A 26,686-nucleotide genomic window follows, 5' to 3' on the forward strand; every position below is an offset into this window, starting at 1 on the left:
GTGCTCGATCCTTCGAGAGCCCGCCATGTCACATTCAGCGCCCGCCCGCACCGCGCCATCGCCGCTTCCCTGGCTGATCATCATCTGCGGCTGCCTGATTGCCGCGCTCACCTTCGGCCCGCGCTCGGCCATGGGCTTCTTCCAGCTCCCGATGCTGGCCGAGAAGGGCTGGGATCGAACGACATTCGGGCTGGCGATGGCGATCCAGAATCTCGCCTGGGGACTGGGAACGCCGATCTTCGGCGCGCTTGCAGACAAGTATGGCACCTGGCGAGTGCTGGCGCTGTCCGGCATCATGTATTCCGGCGGGCTCGTCATGATGGCGACGGCGGAGTCGGCGACGATGCTGCATGTCGGCGGCGGAGTGCTGGTCGGCCTGGGCGTGGCGTCCGGCTCCTTTGGCATCGTACTCGCAGCCTTCGCCCGCAACGTTCCCGCAGAACGCCGCAGCTTCGTCTTCGGACTCGGCACGGCAGCCGGCTCCGCCGGCATGTTCCTGTTCGCCCCGCTGAGCCAAGGGCTCATTTCCACTTATGGCTGGTACGACACGCTGCTGGTGATGAGCGCAATGATGCTGATCATCCCGGTGCTGGCAGCGCCGCTGCGCGGCAATTCCTCCTCGGGCAACCAACCGCAATCGACGTTCCGGCAGACGGCCGGCGAGGCCCTGCGCGAGGCGCTCGGCCATCGCAGCTACACGCTGCTCATCTCGGGATTTTTCGTCTGCGGGTTCCAGGTGGCGTTCATTACGGCGCATTTTCCAGCCTATATCGACGATATCGGCATCGAAGCGCGCTATGCCGTGATCGCGCTGGCCCTGATCGGCTTCTTCAACATCATCGGTTCGCTGGCCGCCGGCTATATCGGCCAGCGCTATTCGAAGCCGATGTTCCTGGTCTGGATCTATCTCGGCCGGTCTGTCCTGGTCACGGTGTTCCTGCTGGTGCCGCAGACGCCCGCAACGGTGGTGACCTTCTCGATCCTGATGGGGCTGCTGTGGCTGTCGACGGTGCCTCCGACGAACTCGCTGGTCGCGATCATGTTCGGCACCGCGCATCTGGGCATGCTGGGCGGCGTCGTGTTCTTCTCGCACCAGATCGGCTCGTTCCTCGGCGTCTGGCTCGGCGGCTATCTCTACGACCTGTTCGGCAGCTACGATCCGGTCTGGTGGATGGGTGTGCTGCTCGGCCTGTTCGCCGCTGTCGTGCATTGGCCGATCAAGGAGACGCCGGTCGATCGCGGCGCCCTGCAGCCGGCGGAATAATCACGCTTCCTTGCGCGCGCCTGCCAGCATGCGTTGGTAGAACATGCCGATGCCGATCAGCACGGCGCCAAGCCCCATAAAGGACACGGCGCGCAGCACGCCCTCGAGCTCGCGCATGTCGTACAGGAACACCTTGGCCACCGCCGCCACGACAAGCACGGCGGAACCGAGACGCAAGACACGCAGATCGAAGCGCAGACCCGCCGCGAGCACGCCGACGCCGAGCGCCAGCCACACTGCCGAGTAGGTGTAGGTTTCAAGCCCCTCCATCCCCTTCCAGGCACCGATGAACTCGCCCTGGAACACACGCCGCACCGAGAAGCTGACATAGGCGAAGGCAAGCGCGGCCGCGCCCGCGGCAAGCAAGGCGACATACCATTGCGGCCGTCTTCCCCTTGCCCGCCAGGCCAGTGCGGCCATCGCGACAGCCGGCATCAGGTAGGCGAGGAGCAGCAGGTTGATGACCGGGATGGTGCCGGTAGACTCGTTGGTGAACAGCGGATTGAGCGCAATGAAATGCGCAGAGGCGATGGCCAGCACCGACAAGACGCCGAGCCCGATGGAGCCCCAGCGGAAGACCGGGCTCGGCGACCGGTTGTCGAGCGCCAGCAGGATCGCGCCGCCGCCGATCATGATCAGCGTGTAGATCGCCTGCTCGGCAAGTGTCGGCTCCGCCGCGTCGATGACGCCGCCATTCATCGCATGGCGCACCAGCATGGCCGCCCCAAGCAGGGCGAACAGTCCGGCGAATGCCTCCATCGCCAGTCGCGCGCGACCATCTGCGGTGCGATGGAGCTGCCAGGCAGCATAGGCGCATGCTAGCGCGGGAAGCAGGTAGGCCGGCGACAGCGCATTGAGGATCGGGGTCACGGTCAGGAAGTCCTGGCCAACGACCGTCGGATCGACGGCGATGCGCGCCAGCGTCAGCGCGGCGATGCCCGCCGCGATCCAGCCGAGCGCCGGCCAGCGGAGCAACCGCGTGGTCGCTGCCGGTAGCGCAGCCGACAATCCCGTCAGGATCGTCGTCAAGAGCGGACCGAAAGCCGTCATCACGGCGAAGCAGAATGCAAGAGCTGCGCCTCCGGCGAAGAATGTCACCGCCCAGCCGCCGGCCTGCTGCGGGCGCTCGGAGCGCGCAACCAGTTCGGCCGTACCGGACAGCACCACGGCGAGCACGAACGCCGCGCAGGCAAAGCGCCAGTCCACGTCGAGATTGCCGATGGACAGCCAGGCTGTGGCGAGAACGAGCAACGGGAGCAGCGATGCCCAGAAGGCCCAGAGCGCAGCCGTTCTCGGGCTCATTGCGGCCTTGCGCAAGGCCATCACCACACCAGCGACCAGGAAGACGCCTGCTAGCAGCAGCGAATGTGAGAGGAAGGTGTCCGGGCCAGGTTGCAGCCAGACTCCATCGAACACCAGGCCGCCATAGAGGAGGTCGATATCGACATTGCCGCCGAGCAACGGCCAGAGGGTAATGACCAGCGTCGCGAGACCGGCCGCATGAAGCAGCGGCAATGCCCGATCGCGCCAAGCCACCACAACGAGGGAGGCGATGATCAGCGCGGAGGCCCAAGGGCCGGCGTTCACCGTGGAAAGTGCGACGCCGCGCGCGAGGAACAGCGCGATCAGGAACACGAAAACACCGGCGGCGGTTGATGCGGGGTCGATGAATTTTTCACCGGTGCCTGGTCGAGACAGCCAAAGCAGCGCCAGCGCCGCCAGGCCGGCGAGAAGCGACACCGCTACGGGTGCCGGGTCGAGGGTGAAAGAATCGACGAGGTAAGCGAGGCTCCACAATCCCGCCCCGACGATGGCGGCGGCTGCCAGGAACCGCCATCGCCGATGCGCGGCTATGGCCATGGCCGCGACCTGAACGATGGCGAGGTAGAGGAAGAACGTCCAGGCGCTCGGCGCCTCGGAAGCGACAAGCACCGGTGTCAGATAGGAGCCGAGAAGCCCCAGCCCGGCCAGCGCCTGTCCATGAATCAGCGCGGCACCGATCGTCGCCAATGCCACCGCAGCCAGCAGTATGAATCCTGTCGTGGGCCCGACGAACCCGTAAATGGCGTGCGCCGCATAGATGGCCGCGAACAGCGTGAACGCAGAGGCGGCAGTCAGAATCGCCGGGACATACGCGCCGCTCACGCCGGCGACGGGGGCACGAAAACCCCTTCGGCGCGCCAATTCGCCGGCGGCAGCGAGCAACAGCCCAAAGAGGATCGCGCCGGCCAGGCGAACCTGCGGTCCAAAGATGCCGGCCTCGATGGAATAGCGAACCAGGAACACGCCGCCCAACGCCAGCGCCAGGCCGCCAACCCAAACCGCCCAGCGCGAGCCGATCGCGGTCTCGAAGTCGCGCGCAGGCCTCGGTTCCGTTCTTTCGCCTGCCGGCTCTTCCGGCTGCGCCGGCGCATCATCGCCAACCCGCGCTGCCTGCGCCCATGGCCCGCTGGCAGCGACCTCTTCGTCGATGTCCTCCGGCTCGGGATCGGAGACATGCGCCGCCGGGTCGGCCTGTCCGACAATTCGCTCGGCATCGGCCTCTGTCTGCGGCACTTCGCTCGGGAGCGAAGCGGTCGGGAGACTGGCTCTCAGTGCGCTGAAGTCCCGTTCAAGCGTCTTGATCCGCTGGTGCTGCTTGCGCAAGACCAGTCCACACGCCACGAGGGCGAACAGGACGATGAGTTCCATTGCGCCTGCACCCTCCAGCCGGTTCGCGTGTCAGCGCTGGATGCGCGACAGCGGGAAGATCGAACAGGTTTCCGTGCCAAAGGCAAGCAGCTTGCCGTTCTCGTCAACGAGACGCGCTTCGGAGACCGCCAGCGTCCGTCCCTTGTGCACGACCTTGCCTTCGCATGTGACGATGCCCGTCTTCGGAGTGATCGGCCGGGTGTAGTTGATCTTCATCTCTGCCGTGGAATAGGCCTCGCCTGCATCGAGCAGCGTGTGCACACAGCAGCCGAGTGCGGAATCCATCACGGTCGCGGCCCAGCCGCCATGCACGCCGCCAAGAGGGTTGAGATGACGTTCGCCCGGCAATCCCTTGAACACCGCCCTGCCCTCGCCGACTTCGACCAGCGCGTAGTTCATCCGCGCCACGATCGAAGGTGCCGGATAGACTCCGTCGATCAGCCGTTGCAATTGCTCCAACCCCGAGAGTCCAACCACATCTTCCAGCGGAATCGATCCCAGCCCGATGCGCACGACGTGGCCGGGAAATACTTCAAGCTCGCTCATGCGGCATGTTCTCCATCTTGGCGGGTGAGATGCCGGCGCAGCGCGGCGAGAAATCCGGCGCGCGCCTCGGGCGGCTCGATGCCGCGCGGCTCATAGACATGGCGGGCGAAGAAGAACGCGGTCAGCCGGAAAGCGTCGTCAATCGTCGCCGCGTCTGCCTGCAGGCCGGAGCCGCGCTGCAGGAAGGCCGGCAGCGCCAGCATCCGTTCAGCCCAAGGCGACCCTGCCGAACGGCTGACGGCGCGTCCTGTTTTCGGCGAAACGTAGACGAGGTCTTCGCGAACTCCGGTTGCGGCACAACGGGAAAGGTCCAGTCCAAAGCCGAGTTCTTCGAGGATCAGCAGTTCGAAACGCACGACCAATTCGCCCGCCGAGGCCGGTTCGTCGAGATGTTCGATCACCACCATGAAGGTTTCGTAGAGCCCCGCATGCGGGTCGCGCTCAGGCAGCAGGCGCAAATGGGAAGCCAGGGTTTGAAGCCCATACACGGCACAGGCGCTGTCAAATAGACGTGCGGCGTGCAGTTCGAGAGGCTCCACCTGGAAGGTGCCGAGATGCTCGTCGAGGCGCGCGCGCCAGGTCAGTTCGACGCGGTTTCCAGCTTGCAGGACGGGCTGCTGGCGCTTGGAACGCCCGCCGCGAACCATGCCGAGATGCCGGCCATGGGCGCGAGTCATCACTTCGAGGATGACGCTGGTCTCGCCATGCTTCCTCGTGCCGAGAACGATTCCCTCGTCGCGCCATTCCATACGCAGAGCCTTCCAACAATGTGAGGCCAAATTCAAGCTGGCAGGCAGACGGCTCTTGCCATCCGATTTTGCCTGACTAAAGTCAGACAAATGCAGAAGACATCGATCGAGCGCGTGCGCAGCTTCAACCGCCTGGTCAGCCAGCGCATCGGGGCGCTGAATGACAGCTATCTTGGGCGCGGCCGTCCGCTGGGGCAGGCACGGCTGGTGTTCGAGACAGGACCTGACGGCTGCGACGTTCAGGGCCTGCGTGACAGGCTCGGCCTCGACTCAGGATATATGAGCCGCCTTCTGCGTACGCTTGCCGAAGATGGGCTCGTCTCCGTCGACGAGGATCCATCGGACAGGCGTCGCCGTATCCTGCGCCTGACAGAGAAAGGAAGCGCAGAACGCGCGGCCTATGATCGCCTTTCCGACGATTTCGCGTGCTCGATCCTCGAGCCGTTGCGTGAAGCCCACAGGGAAAGGCTAGTGTCGGCGATGGCTGAGGTGGAAAGACTGATGAATGCGGCGGCCGTGACCATCGGCATCGAACCAGCCGACAGCGAAGCGGCGCGGGCCTGCGTCGACGCTTATTTCGCCGAGCTGGACCTTCGTTTCGAGGGCGGCTTCGACCCTGGAAGCGGCGGGTACTCGAGCGCTGAAAAGACCGGCGCGGAATGCTTCCTGCTCGCACGCCTTCACGGACGGGCGGTGGGTTGCGGCGCGCTCAAGGCGCTGGATGACGCGACCGGCGAGATCAAGCGCATGTGGATTGCGCCCGACATGCGCGGAATCGGGCTGTCGCGGCGGCTCCTGGATGCGCTGGAGGCGCAGGCCCTGGAGCTTGGCATGACGCGTGTGCGTCTCGATACCAATCGCGCGCTGGCCGAGGCACAGGCGCTCTACCGCAAGGCAGGGTACGAGCCGATCCCGCGCTACAACGACAACAGCTACGCCGATCTCTGGTTCGAGAAGACGCTCGACACAGGCGATCAGCCGGGGAAATCGAGCCCCATCTCGCGGTAGCGCTCCGGGTCGTCGCCCCAGTTCTCGCGCACCTTCACGAACAGGAACAGATGCACCTGCTGTTCGAGGATTTCGCCGATCTCCTTGCGTGCCGACTGGCCGATGGCGCGGATCGTCTCGCCCTTGTGGCCGAGCACGATCTTTTTCTGGCTGTCGCGCTCGACATAGATGACCTGTTCGATGCGCACCGAGCCGTCCTTCTTTTCTTCCCACCGTTCGGTCTCGACATGGGACGAATAGGGCAGTTCCTGATGCAGCCGAAGATAGAGCTTCTCGCGGGTGATCTCGGCCGCGAGCTGGCGCATCGGCAGGTCCGAGATCTGATCTTCCGGGTAATACCATGGTCCTTCGGGCAGGCGGGCGGCGAGAAACGCCAGCAGGTCCTTGCAGCCCGACCCGGTAAGCGCGGAAACCATGAAGGTGCGCTCGAACTGAACCTTTTCGTTCGCCTCGGCAGTCAGCTTCAGCAACTCCTCCGGCTTGACGCGGTCGACCTTGTTGAGCAGCAGCACCTTTGGCTGCTCCACCTTCACGAGCCGCTCAAGGATCGCCTCGGCGTCGCCCCTGATGCCGCGCTCCGCGTCGATAAGCACGAGAATGATGTCGGCGTCCCTCGCCCCGCCCCAGGCCGTCGTCACCATCGCCTCGTCCAGCCTGCGACGCGGCTTGAAGATGCCAGGCGTGTCGACCAGCACGATCTGCGCGTTGTCATGCGTGGCGATGCCGCGAACCACGGCGCGGGTCGTCTGCACCTTGTGGGTGACGATAGAGACCTTTGCGCCGACGAGCTGGTTGACCAGCGTCGACTTGCCGGCATTCGGCGCGCCGATCAGTGCGACGAAGCCGGAACGGGTCGGCACAGGTGTGGTTTCGTCGCTCATCGTGTTTCCATCTCCTTGTGCCACACGCCCTCGCGCACCAGAACCGCGGTTGCAGCGACCTGCTCGGCTTCGCGCTTCGAGCGCCCGGCGCCGGCGGCAGGCTCGATGCCGTCGATGCGCACTTCAACCTGGAAGACTGGGTCGTGGTCGGGGCCGTCGCGGCTGACCACCACGTAGACGGGTGCGTGCTTGACGCGCTGGTGTGCCCATTCCTGCAGTTCGGTCTTGGCGTCCCGCCGGGCGGCGCTCGGCGCTTTCGAACGGTTGTCCCAATAACGCAGGATGAAGCCACGTGCCTGTTCGAGCCCGCCTTCGAGATAGACGGCGGCGATCAGCGCCTCCATGACGTCGGCGCGCAGGTTGACGCGCTTTCGGCCGGTAAGCGTGCGCAATTCGCTGCCTGCGAGGATCAGTTCCGACAGGCCGACTTCGTCAGCCACTTCGGCCAGCGCCTCGGCATTGACCAACGCGTTATGCCGCAAGGACAGTTCACCTTCAGGCGCGGTGGGGTTGGCTTCGAATACGAGTTGCGCCACCACCAGCCCGAGCACGCGGTCGCCGAGAAATTCGAGGCGCTGGTAGTCGGCGCCGTCGGCACCGCCCCGCGCACTGGCATGGGTCAGCGCACGGCGCAGCAGGTCGAGATCGGTGAAGACGAAGCCGGTGATCGCCTCAACGGCGGCGACCAGCGCCTGGTCATCGAGCTTGTGCGATCTGTTGAGCGTAGCGGCCATTCCCTACCTGACCATGTCGAGGAAGCGCGACGGACGCAAATCTCCAGGCCATCTCCAGATTTCGAGCGGGCTGGCGCCGCCGGCGATAGAGAAAAAGATGATGTTGGCGCGGCCGACGAGGTGGTCCTCCGGCACGTAGCCGACGGTGAAGCGGCTGTCGGTGGAGTTGTCGCGGTTGTCGCCCATCATGAAATAGTGCCCTTCCGGCACCACGAATTCGCGCGTGTTGTCGCCGATGCCGTTCGGCGTCAGGTCCAGCGTATCATAGGACACGCCGTTGGGCAGCGTTTCGCGCCAGACTTCGACCGGGCGGTCCATCTCGGTGATGTCTGGGTTGTTGATCTCGCCGATGCGTTCGCGCGGCACCGCCTCGCCGTTGATGTAGAGCTGGCCCTCGCGCATCTGGATGCGGTCGCCCGGCAGCCCGATCACGCGCTTGATGTAGTCGAGCGAGGGATTTGGCGGAAACTTGAACACGGCCACGTCGCCACGCTCGGGTGCCCCGCCCCAGATGCGACCGTCGAAAAGGTTCGGCGAGAACGGAAACGAATGCTTCGAGAATCCGTATGCCCACTTGGTGACGAAGAGGTAGTCGCCTTCGAGCAGGGTCGGCCGCATCGAACCCGACGGAATCGAGAACGGCTGGAACAGGAATGTCCGGATCACGAGGGCCAGGAGCAGGGCCTGGACGATGACGCTGACGGTCTCGCCGAGTCCGCCGGATTTCTTCTGCGATTGGTCAGCCACGCGGGTGCAGTCCTCTGGTTTGAATGGGGTTCGTCTTAGCGGCTTGCGTTGCGCGCGGCAACGCCAAGAACGTCACGGCGAAGGCCTCGCTTCGATCACCACGAACGCTTGTGCCAATGGAAAATCGTCGGTGATGGTGAGATGGATGAAAGGGACATGCCCCTCCGGCATCAGCGCGGCAAGGCGCCTTGCGGCACCACCGGTCAGCCGCATGGTCGGCTTGCCGCCGGGCAGGTTCACGACGCCCATGTCGCGCCAGAAGACGCCGCGCGCAAGGCCGGTGCCCAATGCCTTGGCACACGCCTCCTTGGCGGCGAAACGCTTAGCGTAGGACGCTGCGCGCAGCTTGCGCCGGTCGGACTTGGCGCGTTCGATCTCCGTGAATACGCGATTGACGAAGCGCTCGGGATGGCGCTCCAGCGTCTTTTCGACGCGCCTGATGTCGATGAGATCGCTGCCGATGCCGATGATCATAGGCTTCGGCTACCGGGCTTTACGGGCGGGATTGCGGCGAGCTCCGGCGGAAGATCGTCGGCGGGATAGGCCGGCACCTCGTATTCGGCAAGGGCGACGAGCGGGACGCCGACATCGGCCTTTCCCGCGGAGCGATCAATGATGCAGCAGGCGGCCGCGACCTCGGCACCGAGCTTTTCCATGCAAGCCACCGTTTCGCGGATCGACAGCCCGGTGGTGACTATATCCTCGACGATAACGACGCGGGCGCCGGGCTCGATCTCGAACCGGCGCAGCCGGAACTCGCCCGCCTCCCGCTCGACCCATATAGCCGGCACGCCAAGGTGACGCGAGGTCTCGTAGGCGGGAATGAGCCCGCCAACCGCGGGGCCCACGACATAATCGATGCGGCCGGGCACCTGGGTTCGGATACGCGCCGCCAGCGCCCTGCAAAGCCGTTCGGTCTTGTCGGCGTGCATGAACACACGCGCCTTCTGCAGGAAGATCGGGCTGCGCAGGCCCGACGTCAGGATGAAATGTCCCTCGAGTATGGCGCCAGCCTCGCGGAACGTGTCCAGCACATCCGTGGTGTTCATGTCGGTCGTCTCCCGTCAGCCGTTGACGCGCGCCGCGCCGCTGACGCTTGCATTGTCCTTGAGCTGAGAAATCAGCCGGTTGAGGTGTTTCAGATCCCATACTTCGAGGTCGAAGACCATCTCGGTGAAGTCCGGCGCGGTCTGCACCATGGAAAGCGTGTGGATGTTGGCGTCGTTTTCGGCGATCGTCTGCGCGATCGAGGCGAGCGATCCGGGTTCGTTGATGGCGGTCACGGAGATGCGGGCAGGAAAGCGCTCTTTCCTGTCGTCGTCGATATCCCAGCGCACGTCGATCCAGCGCTCCGGCTGGTCGTCATATTCGGTCAGCGACGGCGACTGGATCGGATAGATGGTGATGCCCTTGCCGGGCTGGACGATGCCGACGATGCGGTCGCCGGGAACGGCACCTTCGGGGGCAAACGAGACCGGGAGATCGCCCCGGACGCCACGGATCGGCACCGGGCCCACGGACCCGGTTTCAGACTGTCGGTTCTTGCGCGGCGGGGCGCGACCGGGAATCTGGAACAGCATGCCGGCGGCGTTGCGCAGGTTGAACCAGCCCTCCTCGCGCTCCTTCGGGGCCTGAGCTGCACGCTCTTCCTTGTGATCGGGGAAAACCGCCCGCATCACATCAGGCGACGACAATTCGCCGCGCCCTACATCGGCAAGCACGTCTTCCACGTCCTTGCGCGCGAGGCGGTGGAGAACCGGCTTGATCTGCTCCTTGGAGAACGTCTTGCCCGCCCGCTCGAATGCGCGTTCGAGGATGCGGATGCCAAGTCCCGAATATTGCTTGCGGATCGCGTTCTTGGTGGCGCGGCGGATGGCGGAACGCGCCTTGCCGGTAACGACGATCGACTCCCATGCCGCCGGCGGCACCTGCGCCTTGGAGCGGATGATCTCGACCTCGTCGCCGTTCTTGAGTTCCGTCATCAGCGGCATGATGCGGCCATTGACCTTGGCGCCGACGCAGGTGTCGCCGACATCGGTGTGAACCGCATAGGCGAAATCGATCGGTGTGGCGCCGCGTGGCAGCGCGATGAGACGCCCCTTCGGCGTGAAGGCGAAGACCTGGTCCTGGAAAAGCTCGAGCTTGGTATTTTCGAGAAACTCTTCCGGGTTGTCGCCCTCGGCCAGCGCCTCGATTGTCTGACGCAACCACGCATAGGCGTTGGTATCCTTGGAGATCGAGTGGCCGGGAATCTCCTTGGTGCTGCCGTGATCCTTGTAGATCGAGTGGGCGGCGACGCCGTACTCGGCGATGGTGTCCATCGCCTGTGTCCGGATCTGCAGTTCCACGCGCTGGCGGGAGGGGCCGACGATCGTTGTGTGGATCGAACGATAATCGTTCTGCTTCGGCGTCGAGATGTAATCCTTGAAGCGGCCCGGTACCATCGACCACGCGATATGGATCGCGCCGAGCGCGCGATAGCAGTCCTCGACATTGGCCAGGACGACGCGAAAGCCGATCAGGTCGGAGAGCTGCTCGAAGGAAATCGCCTTGGTCTCCATCTTGCGGAACACCGACCACGGCTTCTTGCGACGGCTCTTCACCTCGGCATAGAGCGCATGCTCGACGAAGAGTTCCGACAGTGCGTGCTCGATCTCCTCCACCAGCCCCCTGTTGCGCTCGAAAAACGAGGCGAGGCGTTCGGTGACGGCCGCGTGGGCTTCCGGGTTGATGGTGCGAAAGGCGAGTTCCTCGAGTTCCTCGCGCATGTCCTGCATGCCCATGCGGCCAGCCAGCGGCGCATAGATGTCCATCGTCTCTTCGGCGATGCGCACGCGCTTGTCGTGGCGCATGTGCTCCAGCGTGCGCATGTTGTGGAGCCGGTCGGCAAGCTTGACCAGCAACACACGCACGTCGTCGGAGATGGCGAGCAGAAGCTTGCGCAGGTTCTCTGCCTGCTCGGCCTTCTTGGAGACGAGATCCAGCTTCTTGAGCTTGGTCAATCCTTCGACGAGCTTGCCCATGTCGGGACCGAACAACGTGTCGATCTCCTGACGGGTGGCAGACGTGTCCTCGATCGTATCATGCAGGAGCGCGACCGCGATGGTCGCCTCGTCCATGCGCATGTCGGTCAGGATCGCGGCGACTTCGAGCGGATGGGAGAAGTAGGGGTCGCCGGAAGCGCGCTTCTGGTGGCCATGCTTCTGCATCGCATAGACATAGGCCTTGTTGAGCAGGGCTTCGTTTACGTCAGGCTTGTAGCGCTGGACGCGCTCGACAAGCTCATACTGACGCATCATGGGCGATGTTCCTGCTCATCAAACGAAAACATGCGCCGCGCAGAATTGCGGGCGCATGTTGTAGATAACCATCAAACGGCCGGGGATAAAGTGACGTTTGCTGGTCCAGGGATCAGAAGTCGTCGCTTTTTTCCGGTGGCACGAGTCCTTCGATGCCGGCGAGGAGATCTTCTTCCGTCATGCGGTCGAACGCAACGGCATCATCATCGCTCTCGGCCTCAGCGGTGACAGTGCCAGCCGATGCATCAGGAAGCACCGGCGCCTCGGGCGCCTCGGGCTCGTCGACCTCGACATGCTTCTGCAGCGAGTGGATCAGATCCTCCTTGAGATCGCCGGGCGAAAGCGTCTCGTCGGCAATCTCGCGCAGCGCCACGACAGGATTCTTGTCGTTGTCGCGATCGATCGTGATCGGCGCACCCTGCGAGATCTGACGGGCGCGATGTCCAGCGAGGAGAACCAGCTCGAAGCGGTTGTCGACCTTGTCGATGCAATCCTCAACAGTAACGCGGGCCATTCATTGCCCCTTTCATTCGTGGAATTGTTGGAAGGTTTGCCGGTGCATAACGCGCGCGGGCCCAAAACACAAGCGTTGTCGCACGCCACGCAGGGCGACGCCGCTCTGCTGCCTGTCGCAAAATCGTGAATAATTCGCACATTGCCGCCGGTAGCTGCCCTTGGAATGGCCATAGGGCCGCGTTATCTCACTTCATTGCAACCTGTCAGGTTTGTTGATTTCCCTGGCAAACGACGCGTTTGGCGCAGTCATATTGATGACCAAGGACTATTTGAGCATGTTCGACCAAAGGGAAAAGATCGCGCTCTTCATCGATGGAGCCAATCTCTATGCGACGTCCAGGGCACTCGGCTTCGACATCGACTACCGCAAGCTGCTCGCCAGCTTCCAGAAGCACGGATACCTGCTTCGTGCCTATTACTACACCGCTCTCGTCGAGGACCAGGAATACTCGTCGATCCGGCCGCTGATCGACTGGCTCGACTACAACGGTTACAAGGTCGTGACAAAGCCGGCCAAGGAGTTCACCGACGCCACCGGCCGCCGCAAGATCAAGGGCAACATGGACATCGAACTCACCGTGGACGCACTCGAACTGGTGCCGCATGTCGACCACTACGTCATCTTCTCCGGTGACGGCGACTTTCGCAGCCTGGTGGACGCGTTGCAGCGCAAGGGCCGCAAGGTGTCGATCGTCTCGACCATGGCCTCGCAACCGCCGATGATCTCCGACGACCTGCGCCGCCAGGCCGACCATTTCATCGACCTCAATTCGATGAAGGCCGAGGTTGGACGCGACCCGTCGGAACGGCCGGCTCGGCGCGTTGAACCGGAATACGACGAAGACGATCTGTGATGCCGCCCTCACCGCTGGCGGAGGCGGAACCGCCGCGCGACTGCGCCTTGTGCCCGCGCCTGCACGACTTCATCGCCTTATGGCGCGAACGCGAGCCGACTTGGTTCAACGCGCCGGTGCCGACATTCGTCGCGGCAGCGGGCGATGACACCGTGGAGCTGCTTATCGTCGGTCTAGCACCCGGGCTACGTGGCGCGAACCGTACCGGCAGGCCTTTTACAGGAGACTTCGCAGGCGAGCTTCTTTACTCGACGCTGTCGCGCTTCGGATTTTCCACCGGCACGTTCAAGGCGCGCCCGGACGATGGCGTGACATTGATCAATGCCGCGCTGACCAATGCGGTGCGCTGCGTGCCGCCGGAGAACAAGCCCGTCGGGGCCGAAATCTCCACCTGCCGGACGTTCCTGGTACCGACGATCGCCAGGTTTCCGAAGCTGCGCGCCATCGTGACGCTTGGCACGATCGCACACCAATCGACGGTAAGGGCACTTGGTCGCCGGGTCGCGGAGTTCCCGTTCGGGCACGGTGTGCGGCACGAAGCGGGCGATGTGACACTTTTTTCCAGCTATCACTGCTCGCGCTACAACACCAATACGGGACGGCTCACCGAAGAAATGTTCGTCAGCGTCTTCCGGGATGTGAGGGAGTTTCTGGGGTAGGCAGTGGGCAGTGGGCAGTGGGCAGTGGGAGCAACCCGAGCGCTGGTCCAGCTCAATCATCCTGACCGCTTTCTCCCCCCTTGCCTACTGCCTGTTGCCCAACTGCCCCATTTCACCCATGTGCCTTGAGAAGGCGGGCTTTTTCACGCGACCAGTCGCGCTGCTTTTCCGTCTCGCGCTTGTCGTGCAGCTTCTTGCCGCGCGCGACGGCCAGCAGCAGCTTGGCCCGGCCCTTTTCGTTGAAGTAGATCTTCAACGGGACCATCGTCATGCCTTCGCGTTCCACGGCCTGGGCAAGCCTGGCCATTTCCTTCTTCTTCAGAAGCAGTTTCCGGCGGCGGCGCGGCTCGTGGTTGAAGCGGTTGCCCTGCAGATACTCCGGCAGGTACGAGTTGATCAGCCAGATTTCGCCGCCTTCCACGGAAGCGTAGGATTCCTGAATATTGGCCTGGCCCTGACGCAGCGACTTCACCTCGGTACCGGTCAGCACGATGCCGGCCTCATAGGTGTCCTCCACCTCATAGGCAAAACGCGCCTTGCGGTTTTCTGAGACGGTCTTGCCGTTCGTGGAGGTGTTGATCTGCTTCTTGGCCATGGCGGTAAGATGGGGACCGGGGCCCTCAGTTCAACAGGCCGGCGTGGACGAGGGCATCGTCGATGCGTGCCTGGGTCGCAGCCTCGATCGTCATCAGCGGCGCGCGCACGACATTCTCGACCTTTCCGAGCCGCGACAGCGCATATTTCGTGCCGCAAACGCCGGGCTCGATGAACAGCGACTTGTGGAGCGGCATCAGGCGGTCCTGCAGCTCGATTGCCCGGTCGCGTTCGCCCGCGAGCGTTGCCGCCTGGAATTCCGCGCACAGACGTGGCGCGACGTTGGACGTGACCGAGATCGCACCGACACCACCATGCGCGTTGAAACCCAGCGCGGAGGCGTCTTCGCCGGAAAGCTGGATGAAGTCCCTGCCGCAGGTGATCCGCTGCTCGGAAACCCGTTCGACCTTGCCCGTCGCATCCTTGACGCCGACGATGTTCTTGAAGTCACCGGCGAGCTGCCCCATCGTCTCCGGCGTCATGTCGATAACCGAACGCGGCGGAATGTTGTAGATGATGATCGGCAGCGATGTCGCCTTGGCGATCGCGGCAAAGTGGGCGTAGAGGCCGCGCTGGGTCGGCTTGTTGTAGTAGGGCGTCACAACCAGAACGGCATCGGCGCCGACGCTCTCGGCGTGCTTGACCAGTCCCACCGCCTCGGCGGTGTTGTTGGAGCCAGCACCGGCGATGACCGGCACCCGGCCGGCGGCGACTTCGACGCAGAGCTCGACCATCTCACGATGCTCCCCATGCGAGAGCGTGGGGGATTCGCCCGTCGTACCCACCGGCACGAGGCCGTTGGTGCCTTCGGCGATCTGCCATTCGACGAAATTGCGGAACGCGTCTTTGTCGAGGGTACCATCGCGCGTGAAGGGCGTGACGAGCGCGGTGAATGACCCTCTGAACATGGTATGAGCTCCCGGATGCCGTAGCGGCGATAGTGAGTGGCGTTTGACTGCTGGCTTCTAGCCGAACGCAAGGCCGCGCACCATAGTCTTGACATGAGTAGCCGGCAAGTATGAGCCGATGCAGCCCTTTCGAATTGAAATCGATGCGCTAACCTTTCGTTTACGCACTTTTCACCGGACGCGGATAGGATCTGAAAACACCCATCCACCCGCGTATTCTGTATGGAACAGGGATCGACTTTTCATGGAAGGCAAGAACCTCACCCGCGTGTCGCTCGCCGGCCTGGCTCTCCTCATGGCGCCCGGCCTTGCATTGAGCGATGTCGTACTGCCGACGAACGGTCCTCTGCCCTTCGCTCGGCCATACGCGGCCGCGGGGTCGACTGCAATCGATACCGTGATGACCAATTCGGTCGCCGCCTATGCAGCGCCCGCAACGACGGCCAAGCTGGTCACCGGGGGCAGCGTCGTCCAGTTGAAGAACGGGCTCGACGCCCTGTCCGACGGCAATATTTCCCGCGCCCGACAGGTACGCGACAGCCTGCCGGAGAACGCTCTCGACCGCCACATCCTGATGTGGGCGATCGCGGTCTCCGGCGCCGACGGCGTGCCAAGCTCGGATATCGCGGAAGCGGCACGGGCTCTCGGCGGTTGGCCAGGGATGGCGACGCTGCGCGCCAATTCCGAACGCGCCATGTTCCGCGAAGAGCCCGGCCCGCGCGTTGCGCTGGCCGCATTCGGCAATTCCAGGCCGCAGACGACCGAAGGCGTCATCCTGCTTGCCCGCTCGCACGTCGCGGTCGGCAACACCCAGGCGGCCCGCGCCGTGCTTGGCCCGTTCTGGCGCACGGAAAAGCTCGAGGCAAAGGAAGAGCAGGCGATCCTGCGCGAATTCGGCAACGTCATACCCGCCGCCGACCACCGCGCCCGCATGGAGTTCATGCTTTATAATGACCGCATCACCTCGGCCGAACGGGTCGCGGGGTTGGCCGGCGGCCGCGAGCTGACAAAGGCGTTCGCCGCCGTCACACGCAACGAGAAGAACGCGTCCAGCCTGCTGAACGCCGTGCCGCAGGCGCAGCGAGGAGCCGCCTTCGTCTTCGCGCAGGCCCGTCACCTGCGACGGACCGGCAAGTACAAGGAAGCCGCGGCGGTGATGCTCAAGGCACCGACGGACGCACCTTCGCTGGTCGATCCAGATCAGTGGTGGGTGGAGCGCCGGGTGCTGTCCCGCGAACTGCTCGACATCGGTGATCCGGCGACCGCCTATCGGCTAGCGGCAGCCCACGCGGCAGAAAGCCCCGCAATGGCGGTGGACGCAGAATTCCACGCAGGCTGGTACGCCTTGCGCGGGGTCGGCGACGCCGCTACCGGAGCCAGGCACTTTGCCCGCATCGCGGAAATCGCCGACGGACCGATCTCGCTGTCGCGCGCCTATTACTGGCTCGGCCGCGCGGCCGAGGCCGGAGGTCCGGGAAACGCCCGCAGCTATTACGAGAAGTCCGCCACTTTCGGTACCGCGTTCTACGGCCAACTCGCCGCCGCAAAGCTCGGACGCAGCACGATCCCGGCCGCCTTCCCTTCCGCGAGCGACGCGGATCGCAACACTTTCGAACGCAGGCAGGCGGTCCAGGCAATACGCAGGCTCGACCAAGCGGGCCACGGTCGCCGTGCAGACAGCCTCTATCGGGCACTCGCGCAGGAACTGACCAGCGTCGGCGAACTGGCGCTTCTGGCGGTAATGGCCGAACAGCAGCGCAACCATTTCCTGGCATTGCGGGTCGGCAAATGGGCCGCCGCCCGCGGCCTCAACGTCGATGCACTGGCCCATCCGGTCGGCGCGATTCCTGCGAACGCAAATATCTCGGGTGCCGGCAAGGCGCTGGCCTACGCCATCGCCCGACAGGAGAGCGAATTCAACGTCTCGGCCCGTTCCGGCGTGGGCGCACTCGGCCTGCTGCAACTCATGCCCGGCACTGCCAAGGACATGGCCCGCAAGGCAGGGCTCAGCTATTCACCGAACCGGTTGACGACGGACGCCGCTTACAACGCGACGCTCGGCTCGCACTATCTCGACGAGCAACTGTCGCGTTTCTCCGGCTCCTACATTCTTACATTCGCGGGCTACAATGCCGGCCCGAGCCGCGCGCAGGAATGGATCGAACGCTACGGCGATCCGCGCGGCAAGAATATCGACGCCGTGGTCGACTGGATCGAGCGTATTCCGTTCACCGAAACCCGCAGCTACGTGCAGCGCGTGATGGAGAACTATCAGGTCTACAAGATGCGGCTTACGGGGCGTGTCGACATCACGGACGACCTCATCCACGGGCGTCGCTGAGACCGGACATTCCACCCCGCGCGACTTCGTCGCCACGCGGCATCATCATGGCGTGCATACCCTGCGCGCTTCGCGCCCGCGTGGTACTGCTGGCGTAGCCAATCAGAACACAATTGCGAAAGTCGCCAGGAAGCTCGACCGCGCCGTCGGTTACGATGCGGCCTGCGCAGGGCATGAGGTTCCGAGCGTCGGCGCGTGGATGTTCGGCGATGATCAGATTCGTCGTCGCAGACGCATCACACTGTCGTCGCGCACCGTCCGAAAGCAGAAAACCCGGCGGTTGCCCGCCGGGTTTTCCTCAGATCAGCTTGTGAGCCGATTAGAACGAGCGCTGGAAGCGCAGGAAGCCTGCCGTCGAGTCGCCGCCGGCATCGTAGTCGTAGTAACGAACCTCGAGCAGAGCGGAGAGGCCCGGAGCAATCTGGTGAACCAGGTTGCCGTGGACAGCCCAGTCGCCTTCGTCGAAGTACTGCAGGTCAACTGCTGCAGTGGTCTTCTCGGTGATCGAAGCCTGGAGGCCGAGCAGCACCGACCAATCGGAAGCGCCGTAGGACCAGTAGACGTTCGGGCCGCTGGCGTAGAAGCCGGCGAGGCGAGCCTGGAAGGCGCCGAAGTCGGCGTTCAACTTACCGCGGAGAGCGAACTCTTCAGCGGATTCGTCGTAACCGATCGTGCCGAGGGCTTCGAACATGCCGAAGGTGCCGCCGAGACCGGCGGAGAGGTCGGGCATGTAGTCGCCGGTGTCGTCGTGGTCGAGAGCGACGAAGCCGGAGAAGCCGTCAGCAGCAAAGGTGTAGCTGATGTAGTGGTTTTCACGGAAGCCGTAGTCGCCACCCCAATCGGTGAAGCCGCCGTAGCCGAACCAACGGGTCCAGGTCGAGTCACGGAAACCCATTTCGAGGCCGCCGATGCCGAGGGAGTACTGAGCATCCCAACGGTTGTCGCGGTCACCCTGACGGCCCTGGCCGTTGATGATGCGGCTGTCGAGACGGTAGTAACCAGCAACCGTGCCCCACTCCGACTCGTTGCGGGTGTTGATCTCGAGACGACCACGAGCGAGCTTCGACCAACCGTCGAGCACGTCGCTGGTGCCGATCTCGTAACGAACCCAGCCGCCGATGCGCATGCAGGTTTCGGTGCCCGGGATGTAGAAGTAGCCAACGCCATAGGTGTCGCAGATGCGAACGTATTCCATCGGCTCCGGCTCGGCGATGACGATTGCATCAGCCGCGCGAGCGCCGGTAGCAGCGACAGCAGCCACTGCGGAGCCGAGAAGCAGGCTCTTGATGTTCATTTCTGACCTCCAGTCAAAAGTTAGCATGCGGGTCTGGGTATTTTTGCTGAAGGACAGCGTTCCCTGCCCCATCCCCAATTTCTCGAAAAAGATGCGTGTTCACGCCCCTTCTCCGAACATGACAATACGCATCGCGGTGGGGCGTTCAACCGAGTTCAAGGCTCCCGCGCCGTTCCTGGCTCGCTATCCGAAATCCGTGTTGCACAAATGACACGATTTGCAGGGGCGCGGTAAGGAACCGTTAACCAACCGAGCTGCCGTGACGCCGGCCAGCCGCCTTCAGCAGCCGAAGAACACGGGTTTTGCGGGATTCTCGGTGCGAATCGGGCGGAAGAATCAACGGTGGGGAATTTGATGGGCGTGGCGGAGAGGATGGGATTCGAACCCACGAGGACCTTTTGAGCCCTACTCCCTTAGCAGGGGAGCGCCTTCGACCACTCGGCCACCTCTCCGTTGCACCGCTGGATAAAGAAAACCGGCTCGACAATCAATAAGTGCTTTGAGCCAGCATCAAAAAAGGGACAGAGCGATTCCCGACAGGGCAGTCGCCTATCGCGACAGGCGTCGCGCGTTGGCGCGCACCTTCTTGCGGTAGGCCTTGACGACCGAACCCGGCGAGGCGCCGAGGGCGAGGCTCTGGGCTGTCTCGCCGGCGGCCATCACCTTTTCGCTGACCATCAGGCGCGCCTCGCGCTCACCGAGCTTGCCGCCCTTGGCGATCTTCATCGTGCGCAACCAGAAGACTTGCTGCGCCTCCATGCCGAGCATTGCCATATCGAACCACAATTTGTGCATGACGGTCTCCAGGAGCGCAGCCATCAACGCGGCTCATTCAGGGCGGTTCCACCGTGATACACAAGGAGAGCTTTCATGCCCCGCCGCGATCAGTCTCCGGCAAGCAGGCCCGCCGCCAGGCAGTCGCCGATGGCGTCGCCGATGATCGCGACGCCCTGCTCGATCTCCTCCGGCGACACCGTCAAAGGCGGAGCCATGCGCATCACGCCGCCCATGCCGGGAAGCTGCACGATGTTGACGCTGAGGCCGAGCTCGAAGCAGCGCCGTGATACGGCGGCGCCAAAGCTGACCGCCGGAGCCTTGGTGACACGATCCTTCACGAATTCGATGCCGGCCATCAGGCCCCTGCCGCGCACGTCGCCGATGCATTCGTAGCGCTCCTGCAAGCTTCTCAGTGCCGCGTCCAGATGCGTGCCCTTCGCGGCCGCCTGGCCGGTAAGCTGGTCGCGCAGGATGATCTCGATCACCTTCAGGCCAAGATGCGCGGGAAACGGGTCGGAGACGTGCGTCGTATAGAAAAGGAAGCCGCGCTCGTGGCAGCGCTGCTCGATCTCCGGCGACGTGATGGTGGCGGCAAGCGGCAGCCCGGCGCCAAGCGTCTTGGACAATGTCATTATGTCGGGCGTGATTCCATGTTGCTCGCTGGCGAACATCGCGCCCGTGCGGCCCAATCCGGTCTGTGCCTCGTCGACGATCAGCAGCATGCCGCGTTCGCGACATTTTTCATGCAGCTTCGCGAGATATCCGGGAGGCGGCTCGATGACGCCGCCCGAACTCAGGATCGGCTCGACGATCGCAGCCGCGAGCGCGCCGAGACTTTGGCGATCGACGAGTTCGAAGGCGTGGTCGAGCATGTCGAGTTCGTATCCGTCGCCGGCCCAGTCCGGGCGCCGGTATACATAAGGAGTGGGGATCGCCATGACGCCGGGAATCTGTGGCCCATATCCGCGGCGGTTTGCCGAAAACGTCGTCGGAAATGCCGCCCCCGTCATGCCATGCCAGGCCAGATCAAACGCGACCACCTCGTAGCCGCCCGTATAGAGCTTGGCCAGGCGAAGCGCCGCTTCGTTGGATTCGGCCCCGGTGCTGAGGAGGATGGCCTTGCTCAGTTCGGGGCCGAGCAAGTCGGCCAGGACCTCGGCAAGCCTGACAACCGGACGCGACAGGAAGCTGGAGAACAGATGCACCGGCTCGCTCGCCGCCCTCTGCATCGTCTCGACGATCTCGGGATTGGCGTGGCCAAGCACCGCGCTCATCTGCCCCGAAGTGAAATCCAGCAGCGCGCGACCCTGGTCGTCAAAGACGTAGCTGCCCGACACGCGCTCGATGAGGCACGGCAGGAAGCTGCCGCCATAGCGGATGAGATTGCGCGAGAGGTCGTCCACCGTAAAATTGCGACCCGCAGAAGAACTGATGCTGCGCTGCGGTTCGGGCTTGTCGATCATCGTCATGGCTTTATGATTTCCCTCTGGTTGCACCATTGGGCACGGAAGGCGCGGAGGGCGCAAATGAGTAATCCTGAGGCTGAGCCGGAATTCTCCTGATGCTGAGGGAATTGCCCAATCTCGACTGGCTCCGGGTGTTTGCGAGCGCGGCCGCCACGCAGAGCTTTGCGCTTGCGGCGGTGGAGCTGGGCGTGACGCCCGGTGCGGTGAGCCAGCGGATCAAGTCGCTCGAAGCGGCTTTGGGCGTGGCCCTTTTCCAGCGCCATGCGCAAGGCGTGCGGCTGACCGAAGCCGGCCAGCGCTACGCGCAACGGGTGCGCCCACTGATCGAGCAGCTCGCGGCAGCAACGCGGGAGACGATGGGCCCACACAGTGCAAGATCGCTGCGGGTGACGGTCCTGCCCGCCCTGGCGCAGCTATGGCTGGGGCCGCGCATGGCGCAGTTCCATTCGCTGAACGAAGGCGTGACGGTCGAAATCTGGGCAGACCCGACCATCGTGGACATGCGCGAGTCGCGTTTCGACGTGGCATTGCGCTACGGCAGGCCGCCATTTCCCGGATGCGCCTCTCGTCCGCTTCTTGTCGATGAGCTGGTCCCGGTCGCGGCCCCTGCCCTCATCAATTCATCACGGCTCGACGGACATGGGCTCCCGATCGGCGTGCCGTTGATGATCGATACCTATTGGCCGAACGACTTCGACGTCTGGCTCCGGCACGCCGGTCATGGGCGCCCCGAAAGCCTCATCGTGCAGACATTCTCGCTGTATTCGATGAGCGTCGAGGCGACGGTGAACGGGCGCGGCTTCATGATCGGCCACACGGCGCTGGTCGGCGACCTGATCGCCCAAGGCAAACTGCAGGTGCTCTCCGACACGCGGGTTTCGGCAAGCAACCAGTTCCATCTGCTCACCAGCGCGTCTAGACCGCTTTCCGATACCGCGCGATCCTTTGTCGACTGGGTCGCCGGCCAGGCCGGCTACGAAGGCATCGCAGGATCGACGATCGACGCGTAATCGGCGACGACATGTTCGGTGCGATGGTCACCCGCCTGATCCTCTAGCCGCTTCATGCGCATTCCATAGAGCCTGCTGAGGGAGGATTCCGTGCATATCGTGGAGACCGGCCCCTCTTCGGCAACGCCGTCTCCATGCAGAAGCACCGCACGGTCGGCAATCTGGAGCGCGTGAGTGGGCTCGTGCGTCGTCATCACCACCGCGATGCCGCGTTCGGCGGCAAGCCGGCGCAGAGTCTGCAGCACAACGGCCTGATTGCGAAAATCAAGCGCAGAGGCCGGCTCGTCCAGAAGCAGCACGTCGGCCTCCGATGCAAGCGCGCGGGCGATCAGCACAAGTTGCCTCTCGCCCCCCGACAAGGTTGTCACGGAGCGGCCGGCAAGGCCCGCCAGCCCGAGCTGGTCCAGCGCGTGCATCGCCTTGCCGCGATCTGCGGCGGTGGGGTTCGAAAACAGCCCGATATGGCGCGCCCTGCCCATGAGGACGACGTCGAACACGGAATAGGAGAAGGCCGGCGCAAAGTTCTGCGGCACGTAGCCTGCGATGCCCAGACGATCAATGGCCCCGGTGCTTGGGGTCAACAGTCCCGCCATGCATTTGATCAACGTGGTCTTGCCACGGCCATTGCGCCCGAGGAGCACCAGCGTCTGCCCCCTGTCGAGGGCGAAGGACAGGTCGGAGAACAGCCAGGGCGCATCGGCGGAATGGCGGAACCCGATCGCGCGCGCTTCGATCATCGCTGCCAGCTTTCCGTCTGCGTCCGGTGCAGAAGAAAGAGAAAGACCGGCGCTCCCACCACCGCGGTGATTACACCGAGCGGAATCTCGGCGGGTATGAGCGAACGTGCCATCAGATCGACCAGCAGCATGTAGCTTGCCCCCAACAGAGCGGATGCCGGCAGCAGGACGCGATGGTCGGGTCCGACGAGAGCGCGCGCCAAATGGGGAATAACAAGGCCGACCCAACCGATTATGCCAGAATTGGCGACACTCGCGGCCGTGATCCCGGTCACGCAGCAGAGCGCAAGCCAGCGGGTGCGCTCTACCTTGAGGCCGAGCGCCTCAGCCTCCTCGTCCCCCAGCGAAAGCACGTTGATGCGGAACCGGATCAACAACAGCGGCAAGGCGAACACCGCGATCACCGGCAGCATGTAGAGCGCGCGTTCAGGGGTGGCGCTTGCGAACGACCCCATGAGCCAGAAGACGATCGCCGGCAAGGTGTCGTTTGGATCGGCGAAATAGGTGGCGAGGGAAACGAGCGCCGAAAACAATGCGGCGACCACGACACCCGATAGGACGAGCATGAGAACGGATGAGCGGCCGCTCTTGCGGCTCATCAAAACGACCAACATCAGCGCGGCGAGCCCGCTGGCGAACGCCATAGACCATAGCGCTATGGCACCCAGGCCGAGCAGGATGGCAGCCGCCCCGCCGAAGGCGGCGCCGGACGACACGCCGATCACGTGGGGATCGACAAGGGGATTGCGGAAAACGCCTTGCAGAGCCGCGCCCGACAGGGCGAGTCCCCCACCGACAAACGCGCCGATGAGCATGCGTGGCACACGAACCAGTTCCACAACACGCCAGGCAGATTCGGGCACAGCAGCGCGACCGGGCCCAATGCCGACCCAACCCAACGCGATCGTCGCAAGGTCGCCCAATCCCACGCCGTATCGTCCGATGGACAGGGACGCGATGGCGGCAGCGAGCAGCAACAGCGTGAGCCCGCTCATCGCCAGTGCATTTCCGGATATCGGCACGCCCGCGTCGCGACCCGTTTCGACGCTCGTGGTCATCGATCGCTCCGAGACGGCGCACGCGCGGGAGGTTCGTCCGTATGGACCAGCGCGTGCAGGATATCGTGCAGCAGGTTGGGCTGGTACCGGGGATCGGAGCAGAACGCTTCGATGTGATCGCCATTATGGACGAAGACCTTGCCGCCACCCGGCATGCGCCACACCCAATCGACCGGGCCTTCCACGACAGACCCTTCCGGAGCAGGACCGCCAATGAGGCACAGATGCTGGGCGCCTTCCGGTGCGTCGCTGTAGCCACGCGCATACTGGCCGAGAATTCCCTCGTGCCGGTGGAATTCCTCAAAGTCCATACGGCCGAAATAACCGCCGGGTTCGGCCGGACGGATCATCCAGTTGGTGAACGGCTTCGCGCTGACCGGCTTGAACGACGACAGGCAGGGCAGCCAGGGGATGATTATGTGGCCGTTGATCAGGAAGTGCCCCCCGGCGGCAAGGTAGGCGACCAGCTTCGGCTCGATCGACTTCAGGAATATCTGGTCGTGCATGGCCGACAAATAGAGCACATCGACCTCAGCGAGATCCATCTCCTCCAAAGCGTAGAGGTCGGCAGCACTGTAGCGCCAACCCTGCGGGACCAGCCCGCCCATACGGTCCCTGTTGTAGCTGCGCGTCGAGCGCAGATAGAGCAGGTGCGGACGTTCGCCGCCACGGAATACGGCTTTATCCTGGCCCATCGCCACCCACTTCCGCTCTGAGCCATGGATAGAAGCCATTGAGGAACCGCGTCGTCGCAGGCATGAAACGACGCCCATGATGGGTGTGAGGATCGATCGTGGATGCGATCAACCGGCCCGACCCGACCTTCTGGTCGTACATCAGGCAGCCCTCGTCATCATCGAGGTTCAGGATGGGCGTTGCATCCAGCGGCAGGCGAAACGCCCCGAAGAAATGCCAGCACATGTCGGCGAGTGGAATGGCGCGCGCCATCGAGTGATACGGTTCCGGCTGGTACGCCTCCATGCGCCCGCCCGGGCGCATCCACCATTTCCAGTCTTCCGTCTCGCGTGAAAACCACTGGACCTCGACGGTATCGAGCCATTCGTCCATCCGGTTCGGTTCGAACACGATCAGAAAACCACCCGCCAAGAGATAATCGCTGATCTGCCGCGAATGGCGACGCAACAGGTCCTGGTTGGAGAAATCAGGGATGACGAGCGCCCGGTAGGCCGCAAGGTCGACATTGTCCAGCGTGCGCAGATAGAGCTCATCGTCGAGATAGGCGCTGTAGTCCAGATAGCACTGGAGCTGCGCGCCATCTCCTGACGTCACGAAACCAATGCCTTTCATCCCCGGCTGTCCCCCGGCCTAACGAGCCTGGCCAAAGGACTCGGCGTAGCCGGCACTCTGACCGTTCCAGTCCATCTGCATGAGCTGATCGATCTGTGCATCGCTCAGTTCCTTGTCGTAGAGCAGCTTGAAGCCATCGGAGACGACGGAACGCATCTCGGCCTCGAACAGATCGGGATATCCGATCTCGGCGAACCACATATAGGCGATCTCGCCACCGGCGGCCGTCGCAGGGTCGATGGCGGGGGTCTTGTAGACGCGGCCGTCCTTCACGGCCTGAAGACCCGCAAGAACGGGGTGATCGACGATGTCCGAAGGTTTGATGGCGTCGTTGTAATAGTTGACGAGAACGATGTCCGGGTTCCATTCGAGGATCGACTCCGCGCCGACCTTGACCGAGCCTTCGGTGAAGCCGGCTTCCGTGGCGACATTCGTCAGCCCCGTCGCATCAAAATAGGCTTCGTCGCGCCCGAATACGACGAACTCATTGCCATTCATGCTGTCGATGAACACGATGCGCGGCTCGGGGCGCCCAGCCTTATCGAGCACGGCGGCGATATCGGATGCCGTCTTGTCCTCCCAGTCAAGGAAGGCCTGAGCGCGCTCCTCCTTGCCGAGAATCTTTCCGAGCATCTCGACGTAGCCGCGACGGGTCTCCCGCGATTCCGTGCTGACGGTGGCAACCTTGATACCGGCATTCTCCATCGGCGCGACACGCTCGTCTCCCTTGGCCTGCCATTGCAGGACCACATCCGGTTCCGCCCTGAGGATTTCCTCGACATTGGGAATGAAATTCGGCGCGACGAGATCGGTGCGGATGTCCGCGATCTCGGGGAAAAGCTGACCGATGACGCCGTTCATCAACGCAGCCTGTGCCCGCGGGTTGATTGCGAGAAGTCGCTGGGTGCCGCCATCTATGGCGATCATCGCCTCGGGGATAGGCAAGGGAAAGATCGCGACCTTTTCGACCGGGGTCACGATTTCGACTTCCTGCCCACGTGAGTCGCTGATGGTGACGGTCTCCGCCGCAGCGGTTCCGGCCAGGGCGAGCAGAGCAGCAATCCCCGCTCCCAGAAGACGCGTATTCCAGACGACAAGAGTTTTCATGGTCCCGTTCCCCAAACTTCATCAGTGCGGGAACGCGTATTAATCCTGATGTTCCTAGTCAAGTTTTTTCCGATATCGCCGGGACCCCACTTGCCAGCCTCGCTTTTACGCAATAAATGAAGTTACAAGAATGCCGTA

At 63.7% G+C, this 26,686-nt stretch carries 27 protein-coding genes and 1 tRNA gene; 7 read left to right on the forward strand and 21 right to left on the reverse strand.

The features are described 5' to 3' along the window. The first annotated feature begins 25 nt into the window (after positions 1 to 25). Complete coding sequence (locus AAFN84_RS15840) at positions 26 to 1,264, forward strand: MFS transporter (protein WP_347515565.1); 1,239 nt, start codon at positions 26 to 28, stop codon at positions 1,262 to 1,264. Here the strand turns inward: AAFN84_RS15840 and AAFN84_RS15845 are convergent, their stop codons facing one another. The 3 genes from AAFN84_RS15845 to recO are packed head-to-tail and all read right to left on the reverse strand — an operon-like array spanning position 1,265 to position 5,250. Then, complete coding sequence (locus AAFN84_RS15845; protein WP_347515566.1) at positions 1,265 to 3,955, reverse strand: DUF2339 domain-containing protein; 2,691 nt, start codon at positions 3,953 to 3,955, stop codon at positions 1,265 to 1,267. A 30-nt stretch (positions 3,956 to 3,985) separates the two neighbouring features. Beyond that, positions 3,986 to 4,501, reverse strand: a complete 516-nt coding sequence (locus AAFN84_RS15850; protein WP_347515567.1) for a PaaI family thioesterase — start codon at positions 4,499 to 4,501, stop codon at positions 3,986 to 3,988. Then, the gene (gene recO, locus AAFN84_RS15855; RefSeq protein WP_347515568.1) at positions 4,498 to 5,250 is read right to left on the reverse strand and encodes a DNA repair protein RecO; all 753 of its coding nucleotides are present in this window, start codon (positions 5,248 to 5,250) and stop codon (positions 4,498 to 4,500) included. Before recO ends, AAFN84_RS15850 begins: the two co-directional genes overlap by 4 nt. 90 nt (positions 5,251 to 5,340) lie before the next feature. On the opposite strand from recO, the gene AAFN84_RS15860 reads away from it, so the two are divergent. Next, on the forward strand, positions 5,341 to 6,258 hold the full coding sequence (locus tag AAFN84_RS15860) for a helix-turn-helix domain-containing GNAT family N-acetyltransferase (protein WP_347515569.1): 918 nt from the start codon (positions 5,341 to 5,343) through the stop codon (positions 6,256 to 6,258). On the opposite strand, the gene era is transcribed toward AAFN84_RS15860, so the two are convergent. From era to rpoZ, 7 genes are all read right to left on the reverse strand, one after another. Next, complete coding sequence (era, locus tag AAFN84_RS15865) at positions 6,225 to 7,139, reverse strand: GTPase Era (protein ID WP_347515570.1); 915 nt, start codon at positions 7,137 to 7,139, stop codon at positions 6,225 to 6,227. The two genes, AAFN84_RS15860 and era, sit on opposite strands and share 34 nt — an antisense overlap. After that, positions 7,136 to 7,873, reverse strand: a complete 738-nt coding sequence (rnc, locus tag AAFN84_RS15870; protein WP_347515571.1) for a ribonuclease III — start codon at positions 7,871 to 7,873, stop codon at positions 7,136 to 7,138. The genes era and rnc overlap by 4 nt, the downstream gene beginning before the upstream one ends. Before the next feature lie 3 nt (positions 7,874 to 7,876). Next, the gene (gene lepB / locus AAFN84_RS15875) at positions 7,877 to 8,620 is read right to left on the reverse strand and encodes a signal peptidase I (RefSeq protein WP_347515572.1); all 744 of its coding nucleotides are present in this window, start codon (positions 8,618 to 8,620) and stop codon (positions 7,877 to 7,879) included. Between the two features lie 72 nt (positions 8,621 to 8,692). Continuing rightward, positions 8,693 to 9,094: a holo-ACP synthase gene (acpS, locus tag AAFN84_RS15880; RefSeq protein WP_347515573.1), complete on the reverse strand. Its 402-nt coding sequence runs from the start codon at positions 9,092 to 9,094 to the stop codon at positions 8,693 to 8,695. After that, on the reverse strand, positions 9,091 to 9,669 hold the full coding sequence (gene pyrE, locus AAFN84_RS15885) for an orotate phosphoribosyltransferase (RefSeq protein WP_347515574.1): 579 nt from the start codon (positions 9,667 to 9,669) through the stop codon (positions 9,091 to 9,093). The genes acpS and pyrE overlap by 4 nt, the downstream gene beginning before the upstream one ends. 15 nt (positions 9,670 to 9,684) lie before the next feature. Continuing rightward, positions 9,685 to 11,919: a bifunctional (p)ppGpp synthetase/guanosine-3',5'-bis(diphosphate) 3'-pyrophosphohydrolase gene (locus AAFN84_RS15890; RefSeq protein WP_347515576.1), complete on the reverse strand. Its 2,235-nt coding sequence runs from the start codon at positions 11,917 to 11,919 to the stop codon at positions 9,685 to 9,687. 112 nt (positions 11,920 to 12,031) lie between these two features. Further along, entirely contained in the window at positions 12,032 to 12,433 is a 402-nt protein-coding gene (gene rpoZ, locus AAFN84_RS15895) for a DNA-directed RNA polymerase subunit omega (protein ID WP_347515577.1), read from the reverse strand. Between the two features lie 277 nt (positions 12,434 to 12,710). Between rpoZ and AAFN84_RS15900 the strand changes: the two genes are divergently transcribed. Beyond that, positions 12,711 to 13,289, forward strand: coding sequence for an NYN domain-containing protein (locus AAFN84_RS15900; protein ID WP_347515578.1), 579 nt, complete (start codon positions 12,711 to 12,713; stop codon positions 13,287 to 13,289). Then, positions 13,289 to 13,948: a uracil-DNA glycosylase gene (locus AAFN84_RS15905; protein ID WP_347515579.1), complete on the forward strand. Its 660-nt coding sequence runs from the start codon at positions 13,289 to 13,291 to the stop codon at positions 13,946 to 13,948. The genes AAFN84_RS15900 and AAFN84_RS15905 overlap by 1 nt, the downstream gene beginning before the upstream one ends. Before the next feature lie 112 nt (positions 13,949 to 14,060). Here AAFN84_RS15905 and smpB read toward each other — a convergent pair whose 3' ends face one another. After that, on the reverse strand, positions 14,061 to 14,543 hold the full coding sequence (gene smpB / locus AAFN84_RS15910; protein ID WP_347515580.1) for an SsrA-binding protein SmpB: 483 nt from the start codon (positions 14,541 to 14,543) through the stop codon (positions 14,061 to 14,063). Between the two features lie 25 nt (positions 14,544 to 14,568). Beyond that, positions 14,569 to 15,450, reverse strand: a complete 882-nt coding sequence (dapA, locus tag AAFN84_RS15915; RefSeq protein WP_347515581.1) for a 4-hydroxy-tetrahydrodipicolinate synthase — start codon at positions 15,448 to 15,450, stop codon at positions 14,569 to 14,571. 244 nt (positions 15,451 to 15,694) lie between these two features. Here dapA and AAFN84_RS15920 point away from each other — a divergent pair, with 244 nt between their 5' ends. After that, entirely contained in the window at positions 15,695 to 17,791 is a 2,097-nt protein-coding gene (locus tag AAFN84_RS15920) for a lytic transglycosylase domain-containing protein (protein WP_347515582.1), read from the forward strand. Between the two features lie 319 nt (positions 17,792 to 18,110). Here AAFN84_RS15920 and AAFN84_RS15925 read toward each other — a convergent pair whose 3' ends face one another. Further along, on the reverse strand, positions 18,111 to 19,085 hold the full coding sequence (locus AAFN84_RS15925; protein ID WP_347515583.1) for a porin: 975 nt from the start codon (positions 19,083 to 19,085) through the stop codon (positions 18,111 to 18,113). Here AAFN84_RS15925 and AAFN84_RS15930 point away from each other — a divergent pair. Continuing rightward, entirely contained in the window at positions 19,078 to 19,296 is a 219-nt protein-coding gene (locus AAFN84_RS15930) for a hypothetical protein (RefSeq protein WP_347515584.1), read from the forward strand. The two genes, AAFN84_RS15925 and AAFN84_RS15930, sit on opposite strands and share 8 nt — an antisense overlap. A gap of 150 nt (positions 19,297 to 19,446) precedes the next feature. Here AAFN84_RS15930 and AAFN84_RS15935 read toward each other — a convergent pair. The 3 genes from AAFN84_RS15935 to AAFN84_RS15945 all read right to left on the reverse strand — a co-directional run bounded on the left by AAFN84_RS15935 (position 19,447) and on the right by AAFN84_RS15945 (position 21,331). Next, positions 19,447 to 19,537, reverse strand: a tRNA-Ser gene (locus AAFN84_RS15935). A 97-nt stretch (positions 19,538 to 19,634) separates the two neighbouring features. Beyond that, positions 19,635 to 19,904 (reverse strand): hypothetical protein, encoded by a 270-nt coding sequence (locus AAFN84_RS15940; RefSeq protein WP_347515585.1) that lies wholly within the window; start codon positions 19,902 to 19,904, stop codon positions 19,635 to 19,637. 65 nt (positions 19,905 to 19,969) lie between these two features. Then, complete coding sequence (locus AAFN84_RS15945; protein ID WP_347515586.1) at positions 19,970 to 21,331, reverse strand: aspartate aminotransferase family protein; 1,362 nt, start codon at positions 21,329 to 21,331, stop codon at positions 19,970 to 19,972. A gap of 92 nt (positions 21,332 to 21,423) precedes the next feature. Here AAFN84_RS15945 and AAFN84_RS15950 point away from each other — a divergent pair, with 92 nt between their 5' ends. Further along, positions 21,424 to 22,338, forward strand: coding sequence for a LysR substrate-binding domain-containing protein (locus AAFN84_RS15950; protein WP_347515587.1), 915 nt, complete (start codon positions 21,424 to 21,426; stop codon positions 22,336 to 22,338). Here the strand turns inward: AAFN84_RS15950 and AAFN84_RS15955 are convergent. From AAFN84_RS15955 to AAFN84_RS15975, 5 genes are read right to left on the reverse strand one after another with little or no spacing between them, the layout of a single operon-like run. Beyond that, a complete protein-coding gene (locus AAFN84_RS15955; RefSeq protein ID WP_347515588.1) occupies positions 22,302 to 23,075 on the reverse strand; it encodes an ABC transporter ATP-binding protein in 774 nt (257 codons plus the stop codon). The genes AAFN84_RS15950 and AAFN84_RS15955 overlap by 37 nt on opposite strands. Next, on the reverse strand, positions 23,072 to 24,133 hold the full coding sequence (locus tag AAFN84_RS15960; protein ID WP_347515589.1) for an iron ABC transporter permease: 1,062 nt from the start codon (positions 24,131 to 24,133) through the stop codon (positions 23,072 to 23,074). The genes AAFN84_RS15955 and AAFN84_RS15960 overlap by 4 nt, the downstream gene beginning before the upstream one ends. Next, positions 24,130 to 24,828, reverse strand: coding sequence for a hypothetical protein (locus AAFN84_RS15965; RefSeq protein WP_347515590.1), 699 nt, complete (start codon positions 24,826 to 24,828; stop codon positions 24,130 to 24,132). The genes AAFN84_RS15960 and AAFN84_RS15965 overlap by 4 nt, the downstream gene beginning before the upstream one ends. Beyond that, positions 24,815 to 25,441: a hypothetical protein gene (locus AAFN84_RS15970; RefSeq protein WP_347515591.1), complete on the reverse strand. Its 627-nt coding sequence runs from the start codon at positions 25,439 to 25,441 to the stop codon at positions 24,815 to 24,817. The genes AAFN84_RS15965 and AAFN84_RS15970 overlap by 14 nt, the downstream gene beginning before the upstream one ends. Positions 25,442 to 25,459: 18 nt before the next feature. Further along, a complete protein-coding gene (locus AAFN84_RS15975; RefSeq protein WP_347515592.1) occupies positions 25,460 to 26,548 on the reverse strand; it encodes an ABC transporter substrate-binding protein in 1,089 nt (362 codons plus the stop codon). Positions 26,549 to 26,686: the final 138 nt, after the last annotated feature.

This window comes from Mesorhizobium sp. CAU 1741, from assembly GCF_039839275.1.
In the GTDB taxonomy this organism is placed as follows: domain Bacteria; phylum Pseudomonadota; class Alphaproteobacteria; order Rhizobiales; family Rhizobiaceae; genus Aerobium.

Excerpts from the sequence above, each read along its gene's own strand:
- recO (WP_347515568.1), bottom strand. The coding sequence starts at position 5,250 with ATGGAATGGCGCGACGAGGGAATCGTTCTCGGCACGAGGAAGCATGGC.
- AAFN84_RS15900 (WP_347515578.1), top strand. The coding sequence starts at position 12,711 with ATGTTCGACCAAAGGGAAAAGATCGCGCTCTTCATCGATGGAGCCAAT.
- AAFN84_RS15845 (WP_347515566.1), bottom strand. The coding sequence starts at position 3,955 with ATGGAACTCATCGTCCTGTTCGCCCTCGTGGCGTGTGGACTGGTCTTG.
- pyrE (WP_347515574.1), bottom strand. The coding sequence starts at position 9,669 with ATGAACACCACGGATGTGCTGGACACGTTCCGCGAGGCTGGCGCCATA.
- AAFN84_RS15970 (WP_347515591.1), bottom strand. The coding sequence starts at position 25,441 with ATGAAAGGCATTGGTTTCGTGACGTCAGGAGATGGCGCGCAGCTCCAG.
- AAFN84_RS15960 (WP_347515589.1), bottom strand. The coding sequence starts at position 24,133 with ATGACCACGAGCGTCGAAACGGGTCGCGACGCGGGCGTGCCGATATCC.
- rpoZ (WP_347515577.1), bottom strand. The coding sequence starts at position 12,433 with ATGGCCCGCGTTACTGTTGAGGATTGCATCGACAAGGTCGACAACCGC.
- AAFN84_RS15950 (WP_347515587.1), top strand. The coding sequence starts at position 21,424 with ATGCTGAGGGAATTGCCCAATCTCGACTGGCTCCGGGTGTTTGCGAGC.
- AAFN84_RS15860 (WP_347515569.1), top strand. The coding sequence starts at position 5,341 with ATGCAGAAGACATCGATCGAGCGCGTGCGCAGCTTCAACCGCCTGGTC.
- AAFN84_RS15850 (WP_347515567.1), bottom strand. The coding sequence starts at position 4,501 with ATGAGCGAGCTTGAAGTATTTCCCGGCCACGTCGTGCGCATCGGGCTG.
- AAFN84_RS15975 (WP_347515592.1), bottom strand. The coding sequence starts at position 26,548 with ATGAAAACTCTTGTCGTCTGGAATACGCGTCTTCTGGGAGCGGGGATT.
- AAFN84_RS15940 (WP_347515585.1), bottom strand. The coding sequence starts at position 19,904 with ATGGCTGCGCTCCTGGAGACCGTCATGCACAAATTGTGGTTCGATATG.
- AAFN84_RS15965 (WP_347515590.1), bottom strand. The coding sequence starts at position 24,828 with ATGGGCCAGGATAAAGCCGTATTCCGTGGCGGCGAACGTCCGCACCTG.
- smpB (WP_347515580.1), bottom strand. The coding sequence starts at position 14,543 with ATGGCCAAGAAGCAGATCAACACCTCCACGAACGGCAAGACCGTCTCA.
- AAFN84_RS15920 (WP_347515582.1), top strand. The coding sequence starts at position 15,695 with ATGGAAGGCAAGAACCTCACCCGCGTGTCGCTCGCCGGCCTGGCTCTC.
- AAFN84_RS15890 (WP_347515576.1), bottom strand. The coding sequence starts at position 11,919 with ATGATGCGTCAGTATGAGCTTGTCGAGCGCGTCCAGCGCTACAAGCCT.
- dapA (WP_347515581.1), bottom strand. The coding sequence starts at position 15,450 with ATGTTCAGAGGGTCATTCACCGCGCTCGTCACGCCCTTCACGCGCGAT.
- AAFN84_RS15945 (WP_347515586.1), bottom strand. The coding sequence starts at position 21,331 with ATGACGATGATCGACAAGCCCGAACCGCAGCGCAGCATCAGTTCTTCT.
- AAFN84_RS15840 (WP_347515565.1), top strand. The coding sequence starts at position 26 with ATGTCACATTCAGCGCCCGCCCGCACCGCGCCATCGCCGCTTCCCTGG.
- AAFN84_RS15925 (WP_347515583.1), bottom strand. The coding sequence starts at position 19,085 with ATGAACATCAAGAGCCTGCTTCTCGGCTCCGCAGTGGCTGCTGTCGCT.
- AAFN84_RS15930 (WP_347515584.1), top strand. The coding sequence starts at position 19,078 with ATGTTCATTTCTGACCTCCAGTCAAAAGTTAGCATGCGGGTCTGGGTA.
- AAFN84_RS15905 (WP_347515579.1), top strand. The coding sequence starts at position 13,289 with ATGCCGCCCTCACCGCTGGCGGAGGCGGAACCGCCGCGCGACTGCGCC.
- acpS (WP_347515573.1), bottom strand. The coding sequence starts at position 9,094 with ATGATCATCGGCATCGGCAGCGATCTCATCGACATCAGGCGCGTCGAA.
- AAFN84_RS15955 (WP_347515588.1), bottom strand. The coding sequence starts at position 23,075 with ATGATCGAAGCGCGCGCGATCGGGTTCCGCCATTCCGCCGATGCGCCC.
- rnc (WP_347515571.1), bottom strand. The coding sequence starts at position 7,873 with ATGGCCGCTACGCTCAACAGATCGCACAAGCTCGATGACCAGGCGCTG.
- era (WP_347515570.1), bottom strand. The coding sequence starts at position 7,139 with ATGAGCGACGAAACCACACCTGTGCCGACCCGTTCCGGCTTCGTCGCA.